We start from the raw sequence: 20,432 nt of genomic DNA, 5'->3' as shown, positions 1-20,432 counted from the left end.
GCCAGTCATACCCAAGCAATGAACTGGTGGTATAGCGGAATGCCAACCAACACATTGAACGGGAACGTAACCCCCAGTGAAGCGAGCATTGCCAAGCCGATATTGGCCTCGGGAACTGCCGTTCGCATGGCCGCAGGAGCGGCAATGTACGATGCACTTGCGGTAAGAGTGGCGAGTATCAGCATCGAGCCGTCGGGCAAACCGAGCAGTGCACCCATAACGATACCTGTCAGAGCGAGAACTGGCGGAGCCATCAATGCGAATGTCAGCAAGCGCCAATGTTTCCACGGCAATGGTCGTAGGGTTTCAGCAGCCGTCAGCCCCATCTCGAGCAGGAACAGAGCCAGAACACCATGGAACGCAGATGTATAGAGGTCGGTAACTGAGGCTCCCTGCATCGGGCCATAGAGCGTTCCGATAATCACACCGCCAGCAAGCAGAATCACCCCGCGGTTGGTCAAGGTCTCATGCCATAACCCTGACATGATTGCTTCCTTGTTACGCTCCCCCTGATATCGGCGGTACAGGGCAATGCCGACCATGATCGCAGGAAGCTCCATCATCACGAGATACAACGTCGTCTCGGCCCCGGCTGTTAACCCCTTGCTTTCTACATAGGCCAGCACTACGGCAAAGGTTCCTGCACTAACGGAACCATAATGTGCGGCCAGGCTGGCGCTGTCAGCGGCATTCAAACGAACCATCTTTCGAAGCAGCGGTGCTAACGCCAACGGAATCAGGCCACCCAACGCAGCAACACCCAAGAGGTCGGGAACCAGGTTCCAGTTCAGGTTGCCATACAGCGCCATCCCCCCCTTGAGCCCTATCGTCAGCATCAGCAATAGGCTGAGGGTGTCGTAGGCGGCGCGGGGAATGGTCAGGTTGGATTTAACCAGGCCAGCAGCCAGGCCCAGCAAAAAAAACATAACAATGATGTCAGGCATTTAGGTTTCTTCTGGTTTATCAAAATCAGGCGAGATTGTGCACAGCCTTGGTATTGATAACAAATCCTACAGCCGCCGTTGCCCCAAAGCCGACGTTACGCGATCTGGACACTCCGGAACCGATCACCTGTTATTGGCTGTTAATCCTGCATCGCGAGCACCGGCTTCCTTATGCCGCATTGGGCTTTCTGCGCTTCGCCGAACAAGTCATCCAGGAGTATTTCGAACCTCGTTGGATATGTAACGAAATCGATGCTCTGCTTGCAGGCCTCGAAAACTAGCGCTATGCCCTGCGCTGGCGCATGATCCGGCGTGGGCGGTCAGCCGGTGCATTCAACCAGGGCGACAGTAGACGCGTCGATAGCGGGATGAACAAGAACACCATGACCGGCGTCAGCATTAGCGTACTGGCCAGCACGCGAGGCACCAAGGGCAAGCCAGCCAGGGCATCGCCAAACAGCCATTGAAAGGCCAGCGACACCGGGAAGAACGCCAACCAGATTGCGATTGCCTGCTTCCAGCGCGGCGGTGTGCGCCCCTGGCCATCGCGGAACCAGCTTCCCAGCCCGGTGGCGCGATGTTCGTGCGGCGCTTCGAATAGTCCGTATCCACGCTCAAGCCAAGCCCGCCGGGAGGCGGAGTGCTCCCAGGCAACAAGCGCAGCGTCATCGGCGAAACGGAAAACGATCTGGTACTCATCGTCGCCGGGCGGTGGCGCCAGCACGCCGGAGCCTAGGTAACCGCCGAAGTCGGAGGCCAGTTCACGGCCCTCGTCGAGCCAAGTCATGAAGTCGCGATAGCGTCCGCGGGCGACGCGGCGCGCCACCATCAGGGTGACGGGTTGGGCAGACATTGTGTATCTCCTGTTCGCTTTCGACTACCCGGGTAGGGCCTGACGAAAAGGACACGGGCCCGGGTAAGGGTCCATGCCATGAAGGCTGCAAAAACTACTCCAACTCCGCCGGCAATGCCAGCGCCTCCTCACTATCCGATGGATAACGGCAAATAAAAAAACGCCACCGGGATACCGGTGGCGTTGAAGACTCATGACACGCCGTTCAGGCCTGACTGGTAGCTCCCACGGCCACTTCCTCGCCATGACGCTTGATTGCGGCATAGCCCAGTCCGGTAATCAACGATCCCGCGACGATGGCCAGCAGGTAGAGCATGACCGGCGTAATGGCGTTGGGAATCAACAGTACGAAGATGCCGCCATGCGGCGCCATCAGCTTAGCGCCAAACAGCATGGATAGTGCTCCGGTCACCGCCCCGCCGATCATGCTGGCGGGAATCACGCGCAGCGGATCCTTCGCCGCAAACGGGATAGCACCTTCACTGATGAAGCACAGGCCCAATACGAACGAGGCCTTGCCCGCTTCACGCTCCGGCTCGGAGAACTTCTTGCGCGCCACGAAACTGGCTATTCCCATACCCAGCGCCGGTACCATGCCAGCGGCCATGATCGCCGCCATGGGCGCGTAGGTTTCGGAAGCCAGCAGGCCGACCCCGAAAGTATAGGCGGCCTTGTTGACAGGCCCGCCGAGGTCGAAACACATCATCGCGCCAAGCAGCATGCCGAGCAGCACGGCGTTGGTCGAGCCCATGTTCTCGAGAAACGTCGTCAATGCCGCGAGAATGCCGGCCACCGGCTCGCCGACGATGTAGATCATCACCAGGCCTGTCACCAGGCTAGCGATCAGCGGAATGATCAGGATCGGCTTGAGCGACTCGACACTTGCCGGCAGCTTGAAATACTTGATTACGACCATGGCGGTATAACCGGCGAGGAAGCCGGCGAGGATACCGCCGATGAAGCCCGAGCCGATGTCCGCGGCGAGCCAGCCACCGATCATGCCCGGCGCAATACCCGGCCGGTCAGCGATGGAATAGGCGATGTAGCCGGCGAGTACCGGAATCATCAGCTTGAAGGCACTGCCTCCGCCGATCTGCATCAATGCAGCGGCCAATGAGCCCTCTTCCTTGAACGCTTCGATACCGAACACGAACGACAGCGCGATCAGCAGGCCACCTGCAACCACCATCGGCAGCATGAACGAAACGCCGGTGAGCAGATGCTTGTAAACCCCTTTTTCCTTTACGCTCTTCTTGCGCTCGCCCCCGCCGGACGCCGCGCCCTGGTTTTCAACCTCGGCCTCGGCCAGTGCCGCCTCGATGGTCGGCTTGGGCTTCTTCAGTGCGCTACCGGTGGACGTGCGCCAGATGCGCTTGCCCGCAAAACGCGTCGGGTCGACCTCGATATCGCAGGCCAGGATGACCACGTCGGCGTCACGGATCTCCTCGTCGCTGAGCTCGTTCTGAGCCCCCACGGAGCCCTGGGTCTCGACGCGGATCTGGTGGCCCAGCGAACGCCCGGCCTCGGCCAATGCCTCGGCTGCCATGAAGGTATGCGCTACCCCGGTGGGGCACGCCGTGACGGCAACGATTCTCTTCTGACCAGCGTTCGCGGCAGCCTCGGCCGATGCAATGGGCGCCTCAGCCGGCGGGGTGTACTCGCGTGCCTCCCGGTTGGCCCGGTCTAGGAAACCGGCCGGATCCGGCAATGCCTGGGCGATAGAAGCCTGGAACAGACGCTTGCCGGCAAAGCGCTGCGGATCGGGCACGTGATCGGCGGCGACGACGATCAGCTCGGCCGTATCGATGTCGGCCTGGCTGACCGGTTTGGGCGGCTCGAGCTCACCATGCATTTCCACGCTCGGCTGCCAGCCACGGCGGCGAGCGGCCTGCTCGAGACGGCGGGCGGCAAGAAAGGTCGTGGCCATGCCACTCGGGCAGGCGGTAATCAGGATCACATTCATGGGCGCTCCCCTGCGGTATCGTCGAGTCGACGCACATGCGTCTGTTGTTGGAGATCATCGAAGTCGGCCGCGGCTGGGTCCCCCACGCCGACATGACGCACGGATTCGGCGGATAGCGCCGTAGCCAGTTGCAAGGCGCGCTCGGGCGCGAGACCTTCCAGTACGCCATGCAGCATGCCGGCAACCAGCGTATCCCCCGCACCGACGGTACTCACCACCGTCATTATTGGAGGCGTGGCCAGCCAGGCCCCGCGCCGGCTGACCCACAGCACACCCTCACCGCCCGCGGAAATCAGTGCCTCGTCGACGCCTTCGGCATGCAGGCGACGGGCAGCACGCAGTCGGGCCGACTCGCTGTCCAGAGACTCGCCCGCCCACTGGGCGAGCTCCTGCTCGTTGGGTTTGACAGCTGTAGGCCGGGTCTCGATGGCCCGCTGCAGTGCCGGACCACTGGTGTCGACCCATACCGGCAGGCCATGCCGCTGTAGACATTCGATCAACATGGCCAGGTCATTGGCGGTGACACCAGGTGGCAGACTGCCAGCGATGACCACGGCATCCAGGCGATGGTTTAGGTCGCTGGCGCGGGACTCAAGGATATCGAGCAATTGCCCTACCTCCTCTACCCCTACCTGCAGCCCCGGGCCGTTGATATCGGTAATCCGACCGTCATGCTCGGCTACCTTGGCGTTGATGCGGGTCTCGCCGGGTACACGCAGGAAGCTGTCGGTTACGCCTAGATCGGCGAAGGCCCGTACGAAAGGAGCGTCGTTGGCCGCACCGAGAAAACCGGAAACCACCACGTCGTGACCCAGCGCCACCAGAACGCGGGCCACGTTGACGCCCTTGCCCGCCGCATCCAGGCGCGTCGACTCGGTACGATTGACGTGGCCCAAGGCCAGCTGCGGCAGGCGGACTGCCAAATCCAACGCCGGATTGAGGCTGATCGTCAGGATACGGGCCATTACAGCGCCTCCAGAGCTTCACGCACGGCTTCTGCAGTGGCCTGTCCCAGTGCCAGCTCGGCCTGACGACGCGCCTCGGACAAGTCGAACTCGCGCAGACGTGCCTTGACCATAGGCACCTGGCGCAGCGAGACAGACAATTCATCGACCCCCAGCCCGACCAATACCGGAACCGCCTGAGCGTCGCTGGCCAGCTCACCGCACACGCCGACCCACTTGCCCTTGGCGTGGGCGGCAATGACGGTCATCTGGATCAATCGCAGCACCGCCGGATGCAGGCCGTCGGATTGCGCGGAAAGCTCGGGATGGCCACGGTCGATGGCCAGGGTGTACTGGGTCAGGTCGTTGGTGCCGATGGAGAAGAAGTCGACCTCCTCGGCGAGGCTCGGCGCCAGCAGCGCGCAGGACGGGATTTCGATCATTACGCCGAGTTGCACGTCCGGCGCCTGGATCTCACGCTGCAGACGGTCGAGGATAGCCTTGGCTGCACGGAACTCGCCGATGTCCTTGACCATCGGCAGCATGATGCGCAGCGGCTTGTCACCGGCAGCGATCAGCAATGCGCGCAGCTGGGTCTCGAGAATATCGGGTCGGGTCAGCGCCAGGCGAATGCCGCGCAGGCCGAGGAAAGGATTATCCTCCTGGGGCAGTGGCCAGTACGGGAGCGGCTTGTCGCCGCCAACGTCCAGCGTCCGCGCAACCAGCGGCCGACCACCGAGCGCGTCGATGGCTTCGCGATATTCGGCGATCTGGGTGTCCAAGTTCGGTGCATCGGCATGCGCCATGAACACGAACTCCGTACGCAGCAGGCCGACGCCCTCGGCCCCGTACTCGACGGCATCGGCGGCATGGGCGGTGTTGCCCAGGTTAGCGGCAACCTCGACGCGGTGCCCATCGCGCGTGCGCCCCTCATCGAAGCGGGCGGCATAGGCCGCCTTCTGGCGCGCCTCGTGCTCTTTGAGACGCAGCTCAGCACGATCCAAGCGCTCACGCGTTGGTGCAGGAATCACCCGACCGCGCTCGCCATCGAGGATCAACTCGGTGCCGTCGGTCAGCGTCATGATGCGTTCGCCGGCGCCAACCACTGCGGGGATGCCCAGCGCTCGTGCCAGGATTGCGCTATGCGAGGTTGCCCCGCCACGCGCAGTGAGCAGGCCACGAACCTTGGCGGTGTCCAAACGCGCCACGTCGGACGGGCCGATATCGTCCATGACCAGGATATAGGGCGTGTCAGGCGGTGTCGGCAACTCCACGCCACACAGGATGCCCAGTACGCGCCGTCCCACATCACGTAAATCGGCGGCGCGCTCGGCCAGCAGCCGATCGGCAAGCATCTCCTGGGCACGGGCGGCAGTGTCCACGCTACGCCACCAGGCCGCCTCGGCGGACAACCCTTCGTCGATACCTTCATGGGCAGACTCGCGAAGCTCGGGGTCTTCCAGCATCTCTTCATGCATGGAGAGGATTTCCGCCACCTCGCCGCCCTGCGCACGCCGGATCAGTGCCTCAAGCTGCTCGGCTGCAGCCTGCAAGGCGTGCCCCAGCCGCGCCTTCTGCGCCGAGGCATCGCCGCCGCGCGTCCCGTCGAGATCGCGAGCACGCTCAGGATACTCGAAACGCGGCGTGCGCATGACAAAGACCGTGCCGATGGCCAACCCCGGCGCCGCCGGCACAGCGGGATGTGGGGTATCGGCGTCGAGTGGCTCAAGTTCGACCGGGGCCGGGCGGTATTCCTCGATCTCGCTGCGCTCGTCCAGCGGCGTGACCTTCTCCCCCAACCCACCACGTACCGCCTCGACCATTGCCTGCAGCGCCTCGACGGCACCGTCGCCCTCGGCAGAGAACACCAGCGTCTGCCCGCGCCGTGCGCCAAGGCCGATGACCTTGGTCAGGCTCGCGGCGGACACTGTCTCGGCGCCTCCCTCGAGCAGTCGTACCTTGATCGGCATGCCCTGATTGCGTGCCACCTGGACCAGTTGTTTGGCTGGACGCGCATGCAGACCGTGGGCATTGAGCACACGGACACGTACGGTCTCGGCACTGGCACTCTCGCCAGCCAGGCGTGCCAGCACGGTGGCGGCATCGGCATCAGTCAGCGCTTCGCCATCGCCACTGTCGAGTAGCTCGGCAATACGCTCGAGCAAGCCGAGATGGGCTTCGCCCTGCGCGGCCAGGCAGAAAACACCGTTAACGGCCCCCTTCGGGCCGATGAAAGCTGCTTCGGGCGTGGCCAGTGACAATGCCGGAGTAGCCACTCCCTGGGCGCTGCTGGCCAGCCATAGACCCTGCCCCAGTGCGACCGGCTCCTGCTCGACGATGGCGGTAACGAACTCGGCGTTGACGCAACCGGCCTGGCGTAGCCGTGCGGCGCCGGCCAGGGCCAATTCGAAGCGATCCTTGGCCGGGAAGTTAAGACACAGGGTGTCTATATCGACCCGGGCCACCACGGGGGCCTTGGAAAGCTCGGCGATGACATCGGCGCGGGTTCCGGCCTTGGCAAGACGCTCCGGCACACCCTCTCGATCGAGGACATGGGTCAAGGCACGCAGAATATCCAGGTGCTCGTCACTCTGGGCGGCAATAGTGACCAGCACGTGGACACGGTTGCCGTCGTGCCATTCCACCCCTTGGGGAAACTGAAGCACCCTCACTCCGGTGCTAAGCACTTGGTCACGGCTGGCCGGCGTGCCATGCGGAATGGCAATGGCGTTGCCCAGGTAAGTCGAGGACTGCGCCTCGCGGTCATGCAGTCCCTGGCGATAATCCGGCGTGGCTCGGCCGGCCTCGGCCAGCGACGCGGCGGCCTGGTCCAGGGCGTCTCGCCAGTCGGATGCGTGGCAATCGAGCAGGACGTCGTCCTGATGAAGCGTGAGCATGGAGCCTCCTTTCAGCCTTCCCAGCGATTGAAACGGAACGCTGAATCGTGTCACCTTTAATTAATTGCAATGCTGAAACGAGACAGCCAATTAATCAAGCACTAGTAGCATCGACCTTAGCAGGGGATACCGTTCCCCAGCGCTACCGTAGAATTGAATGACTTAACCAGACCTGCCTCACCGTAATACAAGGAAACGCCATGACGCTTGCCGAAATCGCCCACCTCGCCGGGGTCTCGCGCACCACTGCCAGCTATGTGATCAATGGCAAGGCCGCGGAACGCCGCATTAGCCGCGAAACGGTGGAGCGCGTCATGGCAGTCGTCGAGCGCCACCACTACCGGGTCGATGCCCAGGCCGCCGCACTGCGACGTGGCCAGAGCCGCACCCTGGGCCTGATCATCCCCGATCTGGAAAATGCCAGCTATGCCCGCCTGGCCAAGCGCCTGGAGCGCGGCGCCCGGGAAAAAGGCTATCAGCTGCTCATTGCCGGCTCGGACGACGATCCCGATACCGAACGCGAGCTGGCCAGGGCGCTACGCGCCCAACGATGCCAGGCGTTGATCGTCGCCAGCAGCCTGGCCCCGAACGATCCCTTCTATGTTGATATCATGAATGGTGGGCTGCCGATCATCGCCATCGACCGCAAACTGGACCCGACACGTTTCGTCTGCATCATCAGCCAGAACGCCGCCGCCGCCGAAGCGCTGACCCGATCCGTGCTGACACCGGAAGTTCGGCGTATCGCCTGGTTCGATGCCGTCGATGAGCTTTCGATTACCCGCGAACGACGCCAGGGATTTCGCCAGGCCCTGGCAGATACGAAAGCCACACCGCTGATCCAGACCGCCAAGCGCTATGATCGCAGCGAAGGTGCGGCACTGATGCGTCAGTTACTCGATGTGCATGGCCTGCCCGATGCCTTGGTCACAGCCTCCTACACCCTGCTCGACGGCGCATTTGATGTGCTGCTGGAAAACGGCGGTCTGCCTGAACCTCTGCGCCTGGCGACCTTCGGTGACGATCGCCTGCTCGACTTCCTGCCCCTGCCGGTCAACTCGCTGCCGCAGGATCATGCCCGTATCGCCGACCTTACGCTGGCACGGGCGCTGGCCGCAGCCCAGGGTGAGTATTGCCCCGGCAGCGACATCGTCGAGCGATCCCTGCGTTATCGGCGCGCGGCATCGTGAACGCCCGGTTGGAAAAAAGCCCTGCCCCTGACCACGCTGTGCACTAGGACATGACATACGAACATGTGGGAGCGTTGCCGAGCCCACAAGGAGGTCACGATGTCGGAAGTTCCTTTCACCAATCGTCGCGCGGCCGGCCAGGCGCTCGCCGACCGGCTGAAAGCGCGCGCCGGTCAGGACAACGTACTGGTGCTGGCCCTACCCCGAGGCGGTGTTCCGGTGGCGGCGGAAGTTGCCCGCGCCTTGGACGCCCCGCTTGACGTCATGGTGGTGCGCAAGCTGGGCATGCCAGGCCATGAAGAGTTTGCGATGGGCGCCATTGCCAGTGGCGGTGTCACGGTGCTGGATGAGTCGCTGCTGCAGCGCCTGCGCCTTGACGAAGACAGCCTGCAGGCCGTTATCGACAAGGAGAATCGTGAGCTGGCACGTCGCGAGTTGGCCTACCGTGGCGAGCGCCCTTATCCAGACTTGCAGGGCAAGGAAGTCATTCTGGTCGATGACGGCATTGCCACGGGGGCGAGTATGCGCGCCGCCATTCAGGCCGTTAACCAATTGGGCGCCAAGCATTGCACCCTGGCTGTTCCTGTTGCTCCCAGCGAGACGTTGGAAGGCTTAGCCAACGATGTCGACGAGATCGTGTGTGTCGCGACGCCGGAGCCCTTTCGTGCCGTCGGTCAGTGGTACGTGGAATTTGGCCAGACCAGTGATGACGAGGTCAGTAGCTGCCTGAGCGATCCCACGCTGCGTACCCGCGATACAGACGCATAGCCGCCAGATTCTTGGTCAACTCTCGCGGGGCGGGTTATGCTGCGTACCCTATGCAAACCGCCCCGCTCAGCGCCGGCAACAATATGGCGACACTTAATACTCTGCCAGACGTACTTGCCGGCCCCATATTGCGCCGTATCGAACCCGGCCGCATGGCGCTTTGGCTGGCCACCAGCCGTCAGCTGTCGTTGAGCATGGCGCTGTATCCCGATAGCGAGTCTGCCCGTCATTTCGCCCTCGATGCTCACTGCGAGTGCGTTCCTCTGGGTGCTCATGCCTACGTCTATCTCATCGACATTGAGCTGACCTCCCCTTTAGCAAGCGATGTCCTGATCGGTTACGACCTGTTCATTCGCAGTGAGCAAGGCAGAGAGACGGGCATCGCTTCCTGGGCCCCGCACCTTCTGTATCCCGGCGAGACACACCCTTCTTTTGTGATCAAGTCGAGACTAGATAGCCTGCTGCATGGCTCCTGTCGCAAACCGCATCATGTTTCAAAGGATGGCCTGGCACGCGCCGATGCCTGGCTGGAAGAGCGGCGCCTCGACGCCGCCGAACGCCCCGCTCTGCTGCTATTGACCGGAGATCAAATCTACGCCGACGACGTTGCCGGCCCCATGCTGTCAGCCATTCACGAGTTGATCCGGCGCCTCGGTCTGGTTGGAGAACGCCTGGAAGGCGCCGTAGTGGAGGACAGCGAGGCACTCTACGCTGCCGAGTCGACCTATTATCGGCGTGAGCAGTTGCTTCCGGCATTCGAGTCCAACGAAGCGCTGCGAGAGCGTTTTTTTGGCGGGGTCGAGAAACCCATCTTCACATCGGCCAATGCCGCCAATCACCTGATCACCTTTGCCGAAGTCGTTGCCATGTACCTGCTGGTCTGGTCGCCGCAGCCGTGGCGGCTGATCAATTGCCAGGCCCCGCCGCTGGACGAGACATGTGCCGTACGCTTCGCCGCCGAGCGCGACATTATCGATGACTTCGTGGCCGAGCTGCCCGCCGCGGCCCGCCTGCTGGCCCAGGTTCCGACGTTGATGATATTCGACGACCATGACGTCACCGACGATTGGAACTTGACTGCCGCCTGGGAGGAAAGCGCCTACGGCCATCCGTTCTCGCGTCGCATTATCGGCAATGCCTTACTCGCCTATCTGCTGTTTCAGGGCTGGGGTAACGCTCCCGACACGCTGGCTGCGCCCCTATCTCGGTTGCGTCAGTTGCTGGATGAACGAATCGACGGCTACCTGCCAACCCTGCGTCAGGATCAGGTCATCGGAGAATTGCTGCGTTTCGAGGGCTGGGGATACGTTCTGCCCACCTCGCCTCGGCTAATCGTACTGGATACCCGCACCCGGCGCTGGCGCAGCGAACGCCACCGACATCGTCCCTCAGGTCTCATGGACTGGGAGGCGCTCAGCGAGCTGCAACAGGACCTGCTCGGCGAGCGCTCGGTGATCATCGTCTCACCTGCGCCAATGTTCGGGGTCAAACTGATCGAAGGTGTCCAGCGTATCTTCAGTTGGGCGGGCAAGCCGCTGCTGGTGGATGCCGAGAACTGGATGGCGCATCGCGGCGCCGCTAGCGTCATGCTGAACATCTTTCGGCACACGCGGACACCACAGAGTTATGTCATCCTCTCGGGGGACGTGCATTATTCGTTCGTCTACGATATACGCATACGCCATCGTGAACATGGTCCGAACATCTGGCAGATCACCAGTAGCGGTGTGAAAAACGAATTTCCCGACACGCTGCTGGACTGGTTCGACAGGCTCAACCGCTGGCTTTACGCGCCTTGGTCCCCCTTGAACTGGTTCACCAAGCGGCGGCGCATGCATGTTCAACCCAGAGTGCCGGATCACGCCAAGGCGGGCGAACGCTTATGGAACGGAGCCGGCATTGGTCATGTCACGTTTGATCGTACGGGATGCCCCATAGATATCCAGCAGCTGGATACCGACGGGCAGACAATACGCTTTCTTCCCGATCCTGACTCTCGGCTCATGATGAGTACATCGAAGAAAATCAAAGTCGGTTCTGACACGCCCCGAGGATAGTCATTGGGGCAACACCGAGGTACCGGCTTCCAGTTCCGTCAGACTGCGCTCGATATAGTCCTTGAGGGTCGCCACATGCCGCTCTCGCTCGGTTCGCGACAATCGTTGGCCACGCAACTCGAGCTCTTCGGCCAAGTCAGCCACCGCCTTGAGCCCAAGGCCACTCGACTCCCCCTTGATAAGATGAGCTTGGTGCACCAGCTCCTTGTCATCATCCTTGGCCAAGGCTGTATCAAGGGCGGCAAAGCGTCCGGGCGTCTGGTCGCGGTATAGGGTCAGTAAGTCACGCAACATGGCCAGGCCCAGGGAATACTCGAGCTCGCGCAGCAGCGCATAATCGATCGTGCCGGTATCGTTCGCTCGACGCGGCGGAGCATCGTCCGGCACTGGCTGGCCCAGGTGGCGGGCCAATACCATCCCCAAACTATCGGGCATGATCGGCTTGGTCAGATAGTCATTCATGCCGGCAGCCTGCGCCTTGGCCTGCTCGCCACCAAGGGCACTGGCAGTCATGGCGATGATAGGGACTTGTGCCAGACGCTCATCGGTCGCGCGGATCTGGCGCGTTGCCTCGAAGCCATCCATTCCCGGCATCTGCATATCCATGAAAATTATGGCGTAATCCTGCTTCCGAGCCATGTCGACTGCCTCGGCGCCATTGGCAGCGAGATCGACCCGATGACCGAAGCGTTCCAGCATGGCAACGGCCACCTGCTGGTTGACCGGGTTGTCTTCGGCAACCAACAAACGCTCGCACTTTTGCATGCCGCCTTGGCTATCCAGCGTAAAAAAAGCCCTCGATTGTTGCGGCACGGACTCAGGCGGGGCCTCTTTGAGTGGCAACTCGAACCAGAACCGGCTGCCCTCGCCTTCGCGGCTATCGAAGCCGATCTTGCCCCCCATCGCTTCGACCAGGCGTTTGCAAATGGCCAGCCCCAGCCCCGAGCCACCAAAACGTCGCGCGGTCGAGGCATCGCCTTGGCGAAACGGCTCGAATAACCCTTCGCGCTGCTCAAGCGGGATACCGCATCCGGTATCGCTGACTTCGAAATGTACGCCACCGCTCGACGCCCGCCAGACGTTGAGTTCCACCTGGCCTTCCATCGTGAACTTGAAGGCATTCGACAGCAGGTTGAGCAGCACCTGACGTATCCGGCTTGAATCCCCGATCAGGCAGGGCGGCAATTGTGGATCTATATCATGAGCCAGACGCAGCATTCCGCCTTCGAGACGTGGCGCGAACAGCGCCAGCACACCATCGGTGGTATCGCGCAGATGAAAGACCGTATGCTCGAGTTCCAGGCGTCCGGCCTCGATCTTCGAGAAATCCAGAATATCGTTTATCAGACTGAGCAGAATTTCCGCGCTTTCATGAATGGTACGCGCATAACGCCGTGACTGCGGGTCGCCTTGGCGATCCAGGAGCAGTGCACTCATGCCGATCACGCCATTCAATGGGGTGCGTACCTCGTGGCTGACCGTGGCCAGAAAATCCGACTTGGCCCGGCTGGCCGATTCGGCCTTGCGGGCAGTGATCTCCAGTTCGCGGCTCAACGTTTCCATGGCTTGCCGCGAGGCCTCGTTGTCGCGTGCCTCCTGAAACAGGAAACGGATGATGACCAGTGCCGTGAGGCTCTTGAAGATGATCAGCGCCAGCAATAACCCATAAAGCTTGAGCAGGGTTTTCCGCTCATGAGTCTTGGATTCGGCCAGATACTCGTTGATGGCAATGACCAGGCGCTGGGAGCTGTCACCAAGCGTGGCCAGGCTGGACTGAAGAAGGTCAATGTCCGCCGGGTCCAAGGCGCCCACGCTAGTAATTGTCCTGTCGATAGACTCGACCTGACCGAAGATGCGCGGCAGTACCTCGTTGACACTATCGATGGTGCGGAACAGTTCTGCGACCTGCCCCGTCCGCAGCAGGTTGGTGCGACTGTATAGCAGCTCGAACCCCAGCTGGATATCGGCCAGGTCATCCTCCGAACCTGGTTCGCTTTGCAGCAACCGGCTACGCAGCTCGACGGCTTCACGGTCCAGCTTGTAAGCCGCCCAGGCAGCATCGCCACCGACACTCTGGGTAAGACTGTTCTGGCGCCAGGCAATCAGACTGACGACACCGATTGCCGCCGTGAAAAAGAGCACGGCGGCAATGGCACCTAATTTCAAGCGGAGCGGATAATGCACATCAGGTCTCTATCAAGGCTGCTTGCTGGCCCGCTATTCCACGCGGATGCTGCTCACCTGCCAGACAGAACGGAACCGGTACGTTTCATTGAGCAGATCGGGGTTCTCGTCAAAAGGGTACAGTACGAATATCGGGCCGAAATCGCGAACAGGCATACGTTCCCCATCCCTTTCGACCGCCAGGATGACATCATGGCTCCGAAGGTCCGCGATTGGCACATCGGCCACGAATTCGTTGAGCGCCTTGACCTTGAGAAGGTCACCCTGTGCTCCAACGGCGTCAAGCAAATCCCGCCCCAACGGGCCGGCAAAACGTGACATGCCTTCCGTCCAGGGAGTGTGAGTCTCGATTACGTGCATACCCAGCGCCTCGAGCATGGCGTAATCGAAGTGCGCTTCATCGCCAACATTGGTCTGGGTAATTTTCCCGGTCACCTTGAGAACGGCCTGCCCTTCGGGCATGGGCAAGGTGTCGGCCCACAATAAACGTAACGGCAGAACCCAGGCCAGAACTAACAGCGCTATACGGGAAGTGAGCATGTCGAGCGTCTCTAGGTGATGGGCCAGGCGGACAAGCGCAATACTTGCCGGCTCCTTGAACTCATCTTGGTCTTCCCTGTGCAGTCTGCCCTCTGCCGGCAGGCGCAAGGGTACCCCAGCTTATATAAAAGTTCAGTGAATCAGCTTCTACGATATAAAAACGTTCAATCAATGCTGCTTTTCATTCTTTGTCGGCACGGACACCACCATCCCCCAAACATGAATGGAGGCTACCTGCCAGACGGAACGAAAGCGGATCTGCTCAGTAAGCAGCTCGGGCTTCTGGTCGAAGGGATAGACGACAATGATGGGCCCCCGGTCGCGGACACGAAGCCGTTCACCGTTTTTCTTAAGCGCCAGGATGACGTCATGCTGGTAAAAATCACTGACCGGCACCTCCGCGACATACCCATCGAGTGCTTGCACCATGAGCTGACTGCCATGCGCATCAACCGCCTCGAGCAGGTTTCTCCCCGAAGGCCCTTCGAAGCGAACCAGGCCTTCCGTCCAAGGCGTGTGCGTAACGATCTCGTGCATGCCCATTGCCATGAGCATGGCGTAGTCGAAATGTGCCTCATCGCCATGATTGGTCTGTGAAATGCTTCCCGATACCTTGAGAAGGACAGGCCCTTGAGGCTGTGGAAGCTCGGCGTCCGCCCACGCTGTGCCGATGAATACCTGCAGCAATAACGAAGTCAATAACCCGCGCAACGAAAGCATTCATACACTCGGTCGATCCGGACATGCCTACCACTATAGTCTTCAAGACTTTAGTGTCGACAGACGAGCCTAACCATGCTGAGCGCATGAGGCTATGTAAAAATACAGGATATTTCGATGAAGCCTGCCTCGCATGGCTAGGCGCCTGGACAAGTCATCGCGGAGGAAGCGAATTCCAACACGTCTACCTCGTTGCCTAGAGTGATTAACCCTTCGTTGAGGGCGATCAGGTTCTGCCCGAAGTAGACCTTGCCTCCTGGGCCGCGCCGATAATTGGCCAAGGTACGTAGCGGCTCACCGCGTGCCTGGAACTGCCCGGTTGACGGATCGACAGTGACCATGGCGCAACGCGAACATGGCGCGTCAACGAGAAACTCTACCTCACCGATGCGAATGCGTTTCCAGCTGTCCTCGGCATAAGGCTGAGTACCGGCAACCACGAGATTGGGACGAAACTGCGCCATTCGCTGCGGGATTCCCATTCTCTGATTGAGGTCGTCCAGCGAGGCTTGAGAGATCAGCATCAATGGGTAACCATCGGCAAAGCCCACACGACGCTCGATCGTTGTCCGATAACGCGGCGAGCGTCTTCCTATCCATAGCAACCTTACCGCCTCCCCTGCTGCTCGACTGAACCAGTCATCCAGTGCAGCGGTAGTGGTCAAGGCATCGAAAGGATCATCCCATACCTGAGTGGCGAAAGGTCTTCCTTCGAACTCCGCTTCACGAACGCGGGTCTCGCCCAACTCCGGATGGCTAACATCAAGCCCGCCCGATACCGGCGTAGCTACCACTCGCTGCAACCGAGGGTGGGTGCGCGCCGTCAGGAATGTGCCATCTGGCTTGGCGAGCATATACCGGCGATCCCCCTCGAGCCCTTCCTCCTTGACCGTCATGCTGTCGAGCGCCTGACCGGCAGTGGATTTGATGGGATAGCGATAGAGTCCCGATAGGGCGGGCATAGAAGGCATACTGATTTTCCTGGCTGGGTAGCGCGGCGGAACCGCGCCTTACAAGGTAGCGAGGCACTGGGCAGCTATTGTGAAGAAGGCGCTTCTTCGGGCTGGATCTGGATCTCCTGGCCACGCTGCACATCCTGCTCTTCAGCAGCCTTGAACTGCTCTTCCAGTTCCTTTTCTGCCTCTCTGAAGCGCCTCTCGGTCTCTTTCAGCGCCTCGCTGACATCGTCTTCCGTGTTCTCCCAGGATTCATCGGCCAGGCGCTCACCTTCATCGGGCACGCTCCCATTATCGGTTGTCTGCCCGGTACCTTCCTCCGCCTGACCGGGGCCAACATCCGCAGACGCGGAGGACGTCACTTCGTCATTCTCTTGCGTCGAGCCTTCGCCCTGAGCCGCACCATCGGCAGACGCAGTGCCAGGCTGGCCTTCCTCAGTGTCAGTCTGAGCTGGGGTACTGCGCGCTTCGCGCTCCCCACCATTTGACGCCTCGCTTGTAGGCGGATTGGTCTCGCCGGGGCTCTGCTCAGGCTGGGCTTCCTCGCCTCCGTCGCAAGCCGCCAGACCTAAAGTCAATGTCAGGGCGGCTACCGTCGGTATCCAAGGCGCTCTGGCCATCATTATCACTCCTCATTGAAGGATCTGCCTTGCATGGTGGCGACATTCCAGCAAACCGCATTTGCAGGCGCAAGGAAACGAAGTCGCCGCAAGGTCTGATTACTCGCCGATATCTTCATTCCAGACATCGGGATGACGGGCGATGAAGGTGTTCATCAGTTCACGGCATTCGATGCTATCCAGCACCTCAAGGGTGATGCCGTGCTGACGCAGATTGTCTTCAGCCCCCATGAAGGTACGGTTTTCACCGATAACGACACGCGGTATTCCGTACAGAAGGATTGCCCCGCTACACATGGGACACGGAGATAACGTCGTATAAAGCACCGAGTCACGATAGACGGATGCAGGCTGGCGTCCGGCGTTTTCCAAGGCATCCATTTCCCCGTGCAACACGACGCTGCCACGCTGCTGCCGCTGGTTATGGCCTCGGCCAATGATGCGGCCTTGATGTACCAGGACCGAGCCGATAGGAACTCCGCCTTCTTCGAGTCCTTGTCGGGCCTCGGCGATTGCGGCCTTCATGAATTCGTCCAAGGACGTCTCCTCAGTGTCGGGATGATGATGAAAGTAACGGGCAGTCGGACTGTACCAGCAGCTTGAGGGCACGCGGTTCCAGCTTGACCTCGAACGTCTTCAGCTGCCTGGGCTCGCCATCCAGATTGAGCGGGAAGGCGCTATCACCCTGAAAGGAGAGCCGCGAGGTATGCACCGTGCGCACGAACTCGCCATCTTCCGGAATCCTTTCCAGCTCCGCAAGAAGCTGGCGCATTTCGGAAAGCGACGAAAAATGACGCACGAGTAGCACATTCAGCAAGCCATCATCGAGCTTGGCATCGGGTGCAAGCTTTTGGCCTCCGCCCGCTTGAACACCGTTGCCGATTGCAAGCAGGAACAAGGGACCCTCGAACTCCCCTTCCGGCCAGCTCAGATGGCCACTATAGGGCTGGTAGTGCCAGAGCTTGAGCATACCCATCAATGAATAGGCGCCACCGCCAAGCAAACGCTTGAGAGACACCGGCGTCGACGTAGTAATTTCGGCACCGAAGCCACCCGAGGCCATATTGATGAAGTAATCGGCGCCCAGATGCGCCACATCCACAGCCCGGGAAGAGACAGTCAGCGCCGTGTGCAGGGCCTGGTGCGGATCCATGGGCAAGCAAACCCCATGGGCAAAGTCGTTGGCACTCCCCAGTGGAAGAATGCCCAGCGCAGGCCGGTGCGCTTCGTCCAGGTGCATCAACCCGTTAACGATTTCGTTGACACTACCATCGCCACCACCCGCAATGAGGCGTAATACTCCCTCTTGCGCAGCCTCCTCGACGAAACGCAAGGCGTCACCGGTTTCCCAGGTGATACGCACCTGCAGGTCGCATCCTGCTTCGCGCATGGCGGAGACCGCCTCACGCACTTCGGGCTCTTGGGCGACCTTGCCATTGAGAATCAGGCGAGCACTCCTTGCCATCGCGTCGGCCATGCATCGTTTCCTTGTCCAGCCTGCCTTGGTCTGGCTATACCATCGCCTGTCACCCGGGAAATCGCAAGATAGACTCTATTGGGCTAACTCAGGCCACAGCCAGCCTAAATTCCAGAATGGTCCTGGATTCACGCAAACTCGCCGCCAACTTCACCAGGTTATCCTTATCATGAGTTTGTAAAACCATATGATAACGGTATATTTTGCCGCGTTCAGCCAAGCGGTAACTCATCGTCTTGATGACACAGCCATGCCTGGCGATCATCTCCCTGACTTCGCTCTCATCATCTACGGATTCGATGGGATAGCTGATGACATGGTCGGCATAGAACTCGTTGGGCAGGTGACCTTCGACCCATCGGAATAAGGATAGCGTTATCAAGGTGACCACCGTCACGATGACAGCCGGGTAGAGAAACCCAATACCAAACAGGATGCCCAGTGCCGATGTGATCCAAATCGAGGCGGCGGTGGTCAACCCATGCACCGTCAAGCCCTCCTTGAAGATAACACCGGCTCCCAGAAAGCCGATACCGGTCATGATCCCTTGCGCCATGCGGGTCGGGTCGGTCTGAATGGCGGAGTCGGGGAGCATCCCCCCCACCCATTCTGCCTGGTGCGTAGAAACCAGCATCAGCAGTGCCGAAGCGACACAGACCAGCGCATGGGTACGAAACCCGGCCGGACGACCATGGTAGCTGCGCTCCAGGCCGATCAGGCTGCCCGCCAGCCAGGCGGTCCCCAAGTTGATGAGTATCGAGACCATTCCTTCAGACATAAGCCCTCCTTAGCTTGAGCATGTCTTACTTAATCATAATCGGAAACGGCTGACATCTTGCGCGAGTGGCTGAACTTAGCCACATTCAACCGAACCACTCTCAAGGATGAGGTTGTGCCATGACGCCCCAAGATGATTCACAGACCCTTGGACAGGACGCCAAACGAGTCAAAGAATCGCCCGCCGAAGCCGCGGGTGTGCACAAGGCCATACGCGAAGGCGGCGAGAAGGAACTCTCTCGAACGGCATCAGCACTGTTCTGGTCTGCTGTCGCCGCAGGATTATCGATCAGCTTCTCGATGGTCACCATGGGGCTACTGCGCGCCCACCTGCCTGATACCGAGGTGGCGTTTCTCGTGGAATGTTTTGGCTATACCGTCGGTTTTCTAGTCATTGGTCTTGCCAAGCAGCAGCTGTTTACCGAAAACACGCTGACGGCTGTCCTGCCGATCATGACCTCCCCCAACTTCACCAACCTGGCCAAGATGCTGCGTCTCTGGGTCGTTGTTTTGATAGGAAACCTTGTCGGCGTGGCCGTGTTTGCCTATGCCATTCAGGCCCTACCGATCCTGGACCCCAAAACGCATGAGGCCTTTGTCAGCCTGGGCGAGGATGTGCTGATCAACACCAAGGGGGAGATGTTCGCCAAGGGCATCGTGGCCGGCTGGATTATCGCCACAATGGTCTGGCTGATGCCCGCCGCTGACCAGGCCAAGATCTGGGTAATCATCATCATGACCTATCTGGTCGCCTTGGGTGAGTTCACGCATATCATTGTCGGCTCAACCGAGATCCTGTTTCTGGTCTTCGATGGCCAAGCCTCATGGTCGGAATATCTTTTCCATTTCATGTTCCCGGTGCTGGCCGGCAACGTCATTGGCGGAACGTTCATCTTCGCCCTGATCAGTCATGCCCAGATTCGTAGTGACAAACCGCCCCGTTAATTCGCGAAATACCGCCCAGGCGGGAGTCGACCACCTTCAGAATTGGTCGACACAAGGAGCAAGGAGGACAGGATGCAACTCGACGGTAGCTGCCACTGTGGCGCAGTGCGTTTCAGCGTGGAAGCCGATGCGCCCTACCCTTTCAATCTTTGTTACTGCAGTATCTGCCGCAAGACCGCCGGCACCGGTGGATTCGCCATCAATCTCGGCGCACGTACCGAGACCATGGAGGTCCATGGCGAGGAACACATCAGCATCTACCGAGCCCGCATGGAGGACGGCTCGACCAGCAGCGCCGAGCGCCGTTTCTGTCGCGAGTGCGGCACCGCGCTTTGGCTATGGTCTCCTGAGCGGCCGGAACTCGTACATCCCCATGCCGGCGCCATCGACACTCCGCTGCCGCTCCCGCCAGAGCATACCCACATGATGCTGGGCTCCAGGCCCGATTGGGTGTTGTTTCGCCCCGACGATCAGGACCGCTGCTTTCAGGAGTACCCCGACGAATCACTGGCACAGTGGCACGAGCGCGTCGCCACCCCATGATGCCGGTGGCAGTGATTGAGGGCACCTGAACGATATCGGCCGCCCATGGGCGGC

General features: G+C 60.6%; 18 protein-coding genes. 5 read left to right on the top strand and 13 right to left on the bottom strand.

Annotated elements, in window-relative coordinates:
- Window positions 1-5: 5 nt before the first annotated feature.
- The 5 genes from F568_RS0103590 to ptsP form a co-directional block, all read right to left on the bottom strand.
- A complete protein-coding gene (locus F568_RS0103590; protein WP_019017335.1) occupies window positions 6-944 on the bottom strand; it encodes a sodium-dependent bicarbonate transport family permease in 939 nt (312 codons plus the stop codon).
- 283 nt (window positions 945-1,227) lie between these two features.
- The gene (locus F568_RS0103580; RefSeq protein ID WP_019017333.1) at window positions 1,228-1,797 is read right to left on the bottom strand and encodes an antibiotic biosynthesis monooxygenase; all 570 of its coding nucleotides are present in this window, start codon (window positions 1,795-1,797) and stop codon (window positions 1,228-1,230) included.
- A gap of 205 nt (window positions 1,798-2,002) precedes the next feature.
- Entirely contained in the window at window positions 2,003-3,760 is a 1,758-nt protein-coding gene (locus tag F568_RS0103575) for a PTS fructose-like transporter subunit IIB (RefSeq protein WP_019017332.1), read from the bottom strand.
- Complete coding sequence (gene pfkB, locus F568_RS0103570; protein ID WP_019017331.1) at window positions 3,757-4,725, bottom strand: 1-phosphofructokinase; 969 nt, start codon at window positions 4,723-4,725, stop codon at window positions 3,757-3,759. The genes F568_RS0103575 and pfkB overlap by 4 nt, the downstream gene beginning before the upstream one ends.
- Window positions 4,725-7,601, bottom strand: a complete 2,877-nt coding sequence (gene ptsP / locus F568_RS0103565) for a phosphoenolpyruvate--protein phosphotransferase (RefSeq protein ID WP_019017330.1) — start codon at window positions 7,599-7,601, stop codon at window positions 4,725-4,727. The genes pfkB and ptsP overlap by 1 nt, the downstream gene beginning before the upstream one ends.
- Window positions 7,602-7,801: 200 nt before the next feature.
- Here ptsP and cra point away from each other — a divergent pair, with 200 nt between their 5' ends.
- From cra to F568_RS22085, 3 genes are all read left to right on the top strand, one after another.
- Complete coding sequence (cra, locus tag F568_RS0103560) at window positions 7,802-8,791, top strand: catabolite repressor/activator (protein WP_019017329.1); 990 nt, start codon at window positions 7,802-7,804, stop codon at window positions 8,789-8,791.
- Window positions 8,792-8,890: 99 nt separating this feature from the next.
- On the top strand, window positions 8,891-9,559 hold the full coding sequence (locus F568_RS0103555) for a phosphoribosyltransferase (protein WP_019017328.1): 669 nt from the start codon (window positions 8,891-8,893) through the stop codon (window positions 9,557-9,559).
- Between the two features lie 50 nt (window positions 9,560-9,609).
- Window positions 9,610-11,616, top strand: a complete 2,007-nt coding sequence (locus F568_RS22085) for an alkaline phosphatase D family protein (protein ID WP_019017327.1) — start codon at window positions 9,610-9,612, stop codon at window positions 11,614-11,616.
- Here the strand turns inward: F568_RS22085 and F568_RS0103545 are convergent, their stop codons facing one another.
- The 8 genes from F568_RS0103545 to F568_RS0103510 all read right to left on the bottom strand — a co-directional run bounded on the left by F568_RS0103545 (window position 11,617) and on the right by F568_RS0103510 (window position 18,891).
- Entirely contained in the window at window positions 11,617-13,800 is a 2,184-nt protein-coding gene (locus F568_RS0103545; protein WP_019017326.1) for an ATP-binding protein, read from the bottom strand. It lies immediately after the preceding gene.
- A 33-nt stretch (window positions 13,801-13,833) separates the two neighbouring features.
- On the bottom strand, window positions 13,834-14,340 hold the full coding sequence (locus F568_RS0103540) for a putative pterin-binding protein (RefSeq protein WP_026300309.1): 507 nt from the start codon (window positions 14,338-14,340) through the stop codon (window positions 13,834-13,836).
- 168 nt (window positions 14,341-14,508) lie between these two features.
- Window positions 14,509-15,060, bottom strand: a complete 552-nt coding sequence (locus tag F568_RS0103535; protein ID WP_019017324.1) for a putative pterin-binding protein — start codon at window positions 15,058-15,060, stop codon at window positions 14,509-14,511.
- 137 nt (window positions 15,061-15,197) lie between these two features.
- Window positions 15,198-16,031 carry an MOSC domain-containing protein gene (locus tag F568_RS0103530; RefSeq protein WP_019017323.1) on the bottom strand — a complete coding sequence of 278 codons (834 nt, stop codon included), beginning with the start codon at window positions 16,029-16,031 and terminating at the stop codon, window positions 15,198-15,200.
- 65 nt (window positions 16,032-16,096) lie between these two features.
- Complete coding sequence (locus F568_RS0103525) at window positions 16,097-16,636, bottom strand: hypothetical protein (RefSeq protein WP_156817333.1); 540 nt, start codon at window positions 16,634-16,636, stop codon at window positions 16,097-16,099.
- 99 nt (window positions 16,637-16,735) lie between these two features.
- Window positions 16,736-17,173 carry a nucleoside deaminase gene (locus F568_RS0103520; RefSeq protein WP_019017321.1) on the bottom strand — a complete coding sequence of 146 codons (438 nt, stop codon included), beginning with the start codon at window positions 17,171-17,173 and terminating at the stop codon, window positions 16,736-16,738.
- A gap of 10 nt (window positions 17,174-17,183) precedes the next feature.
- The gene (gene yegS, locus F568_RS0103515) at window positions 17,184-18,113 is read right to left on the bottom strand and encodes a lipid kinase YegS (RefSeq protein ID WP_019017320.1); all 930 of its coding nucleotides are present in this window, start codon (window positions 18,111-18,113) and stop codon (window positions 17,184-17,186) included.
- 88 nt (window positions 18,114-18,201) lie between these two features.
- Entirely contained in the window at window positions 18,202-18,891 is a 690-nt protein-coding gene (locus tag F568_RS0103510; RefSeq protein ID WP_019017319.1) for an MgtC/SapB family protein, read from the bottom strand.
- Between the two features lie 119 nt (window positions 18,892-19,010).
- On the opposite strand from F568_RS0103510, the gene F568_RS22080 reads away from it, so the two are divergent.
- Window positions 19,011-19,835 (top strand): formate/nitrite transporter family protein, encoded by an 825-nt coding sequence (locus F568_RS22080; protein WP_019017318.1) that lies wholly within the window; start codon window positions 19,011-19,013, stop codon window positions 19,833-19,835.
- 72 nt (window positions 19,836-19,907) lie between these two features.
- Window positions 19,908-20,378: a GFA family protein gene (locus F568_RS0103500; protein ID WP_019017317.1), complete on the top strand. Its 471-nt coding sequence runs from the start codon at window positions 19,908-19,910 to the stop codon at window positions 20,376-20,378.
- The last annotated feature ends 54 nt before the right edge of the window (window positions 20,379-20,432 follow it).

This window comes from Modicisalibacter luteus DSM 23508, assembly GCF_000378505.1.
GTDB lineage: Bacteria > Pseudomonadota > Gammaproteobacteria > Pseudomonadales > Halomonadaceae > Modicisalibacter > Modicisalibacter luteus.
The sequence above is the reverse complement of the archived record's forward strand: the minus strand, read 5'-3'. Positions and strand labels throughout refer to the sequence as shown.

What these genes read in the sequence shown, in the direction of transcription:
- pfkB (WP_019017331.1), bottom strand. Translation starts at nt 4,725, where the DNA reads ATGGCCCGTATCCTGACGATCAGCCTCAATCCGGCGTTGGATTTGGCA.
- ptsP (WP_019017330.1), bottom strand. Translation starts at nt 7,601, where the DNA reads ATGCTCACGCTTCATCAGGACGACGTCCTGCTCGATTGCCACGCATCC.
- F568_RS22085 (WP_019017327.1), top strand. Translation starts at nt 9,610, where the DNA reads ATGCAAACCGCCCCGCTCAGCGCCGGCAACAATATGGCGACACTTAAT.
- F568_RS0103590 (WP_019017335.1), bottom strand. Translation starts at nt 944, where the DNA reads ATGCCTGACATCATTGTTATGTTTTTTTTGCTGGGCCTGGCTGCTGGC.
- F568_RS0103525 (WP_156817333.1), bottom strand. Translation starts at nt 16,636, where the DNA reads ATGGCCAGAGCGCCTTGGATACCGACGGTAGCCGCCCTGACATTGACT.
- F568_RS0103510 (WP_019017319.1), bottom strand. Translation starts at nt 18,891, where the DNA reads ATGTCTGAAGGAATGGTCTCGATACTCATCAACTTGGGGACCGCCTGG.
- cra (WP_019017329.1), top strand. Translation starts at nt 7,802, where the DNA reads ATGACGCTTGCCGAAATCGCCCACCTCGCCGGGGTCTCGCGCACCACT.
- yegS (WP_019017320.1), bottom strand. Translation starts at nt 18,113, where the DNA reads ATGGCCGACGCGATGGCAAGGAGTGCTCGCCTGATTCTCAATGGCAAG.
- F568_RS0103500 (WP_019017317.1), top strand. Translation starts at nt 19,908, where the DNA reads ATGCAACTCGACGGTAGCTGCCACTGTGGCGCAGTGCGTTTCAGCGTG.
- F568_RS0103530 (WP_019017323.1), bottom strand. Translation starts at nt 16,031, where the DNA reads ATGCCTTCTATGCCCGCCCTATCGGGACTCTATCGCTATCCCATCAAA.
- F568_RS0103535 (WP_019017324.1), bottom strand. Translation starts at nt 15,060, where the DNA reads ATGCTTTCGTTGCGCGGGTTATTGACTTCGTTATTGCTGCAGGTATTC.
- F568_RS0103555 (WP_019017328.1), top strand. Translation starts at nt 8,891, where the DNA reads ATGTCGGAAGTTCCTTTCACCAATCGTCGCGCGGCCGGCCAGGCGCTC.
- F568_RS0103575 (WP_019017332.1), bottom strand. Translation starts at nt 3,760, where the DNA reads ATGAATGTGATCCTGATTACCGCCTGCCCGAGTGGCATGGCCACGACC.
- F568_RS0103580 (WP_019017333.1), bottom strand. Translation starts at nt 1,797, where the DNA reads ATGTCTGCCCAACCCGTCACCCTGATGGTGGCGCGCCGCGTCGCCCGC.
- F568_RS22080 (WP_019017318.1), top strand. Translation starts at nt 19,011, where the DNA reads ATGACGCCCCAAGATGATTCACAGACCCTTGGACAGGACGCCAAACGA.
- F568_RS0103540 (WP_026300309.1), bottom strand. Translation starts at nt 14,340, where the DNA reads ATGCTCACTTCCCGTATAGCGCTGTTAGTTCTGGCCTGGGTTCTGCCG.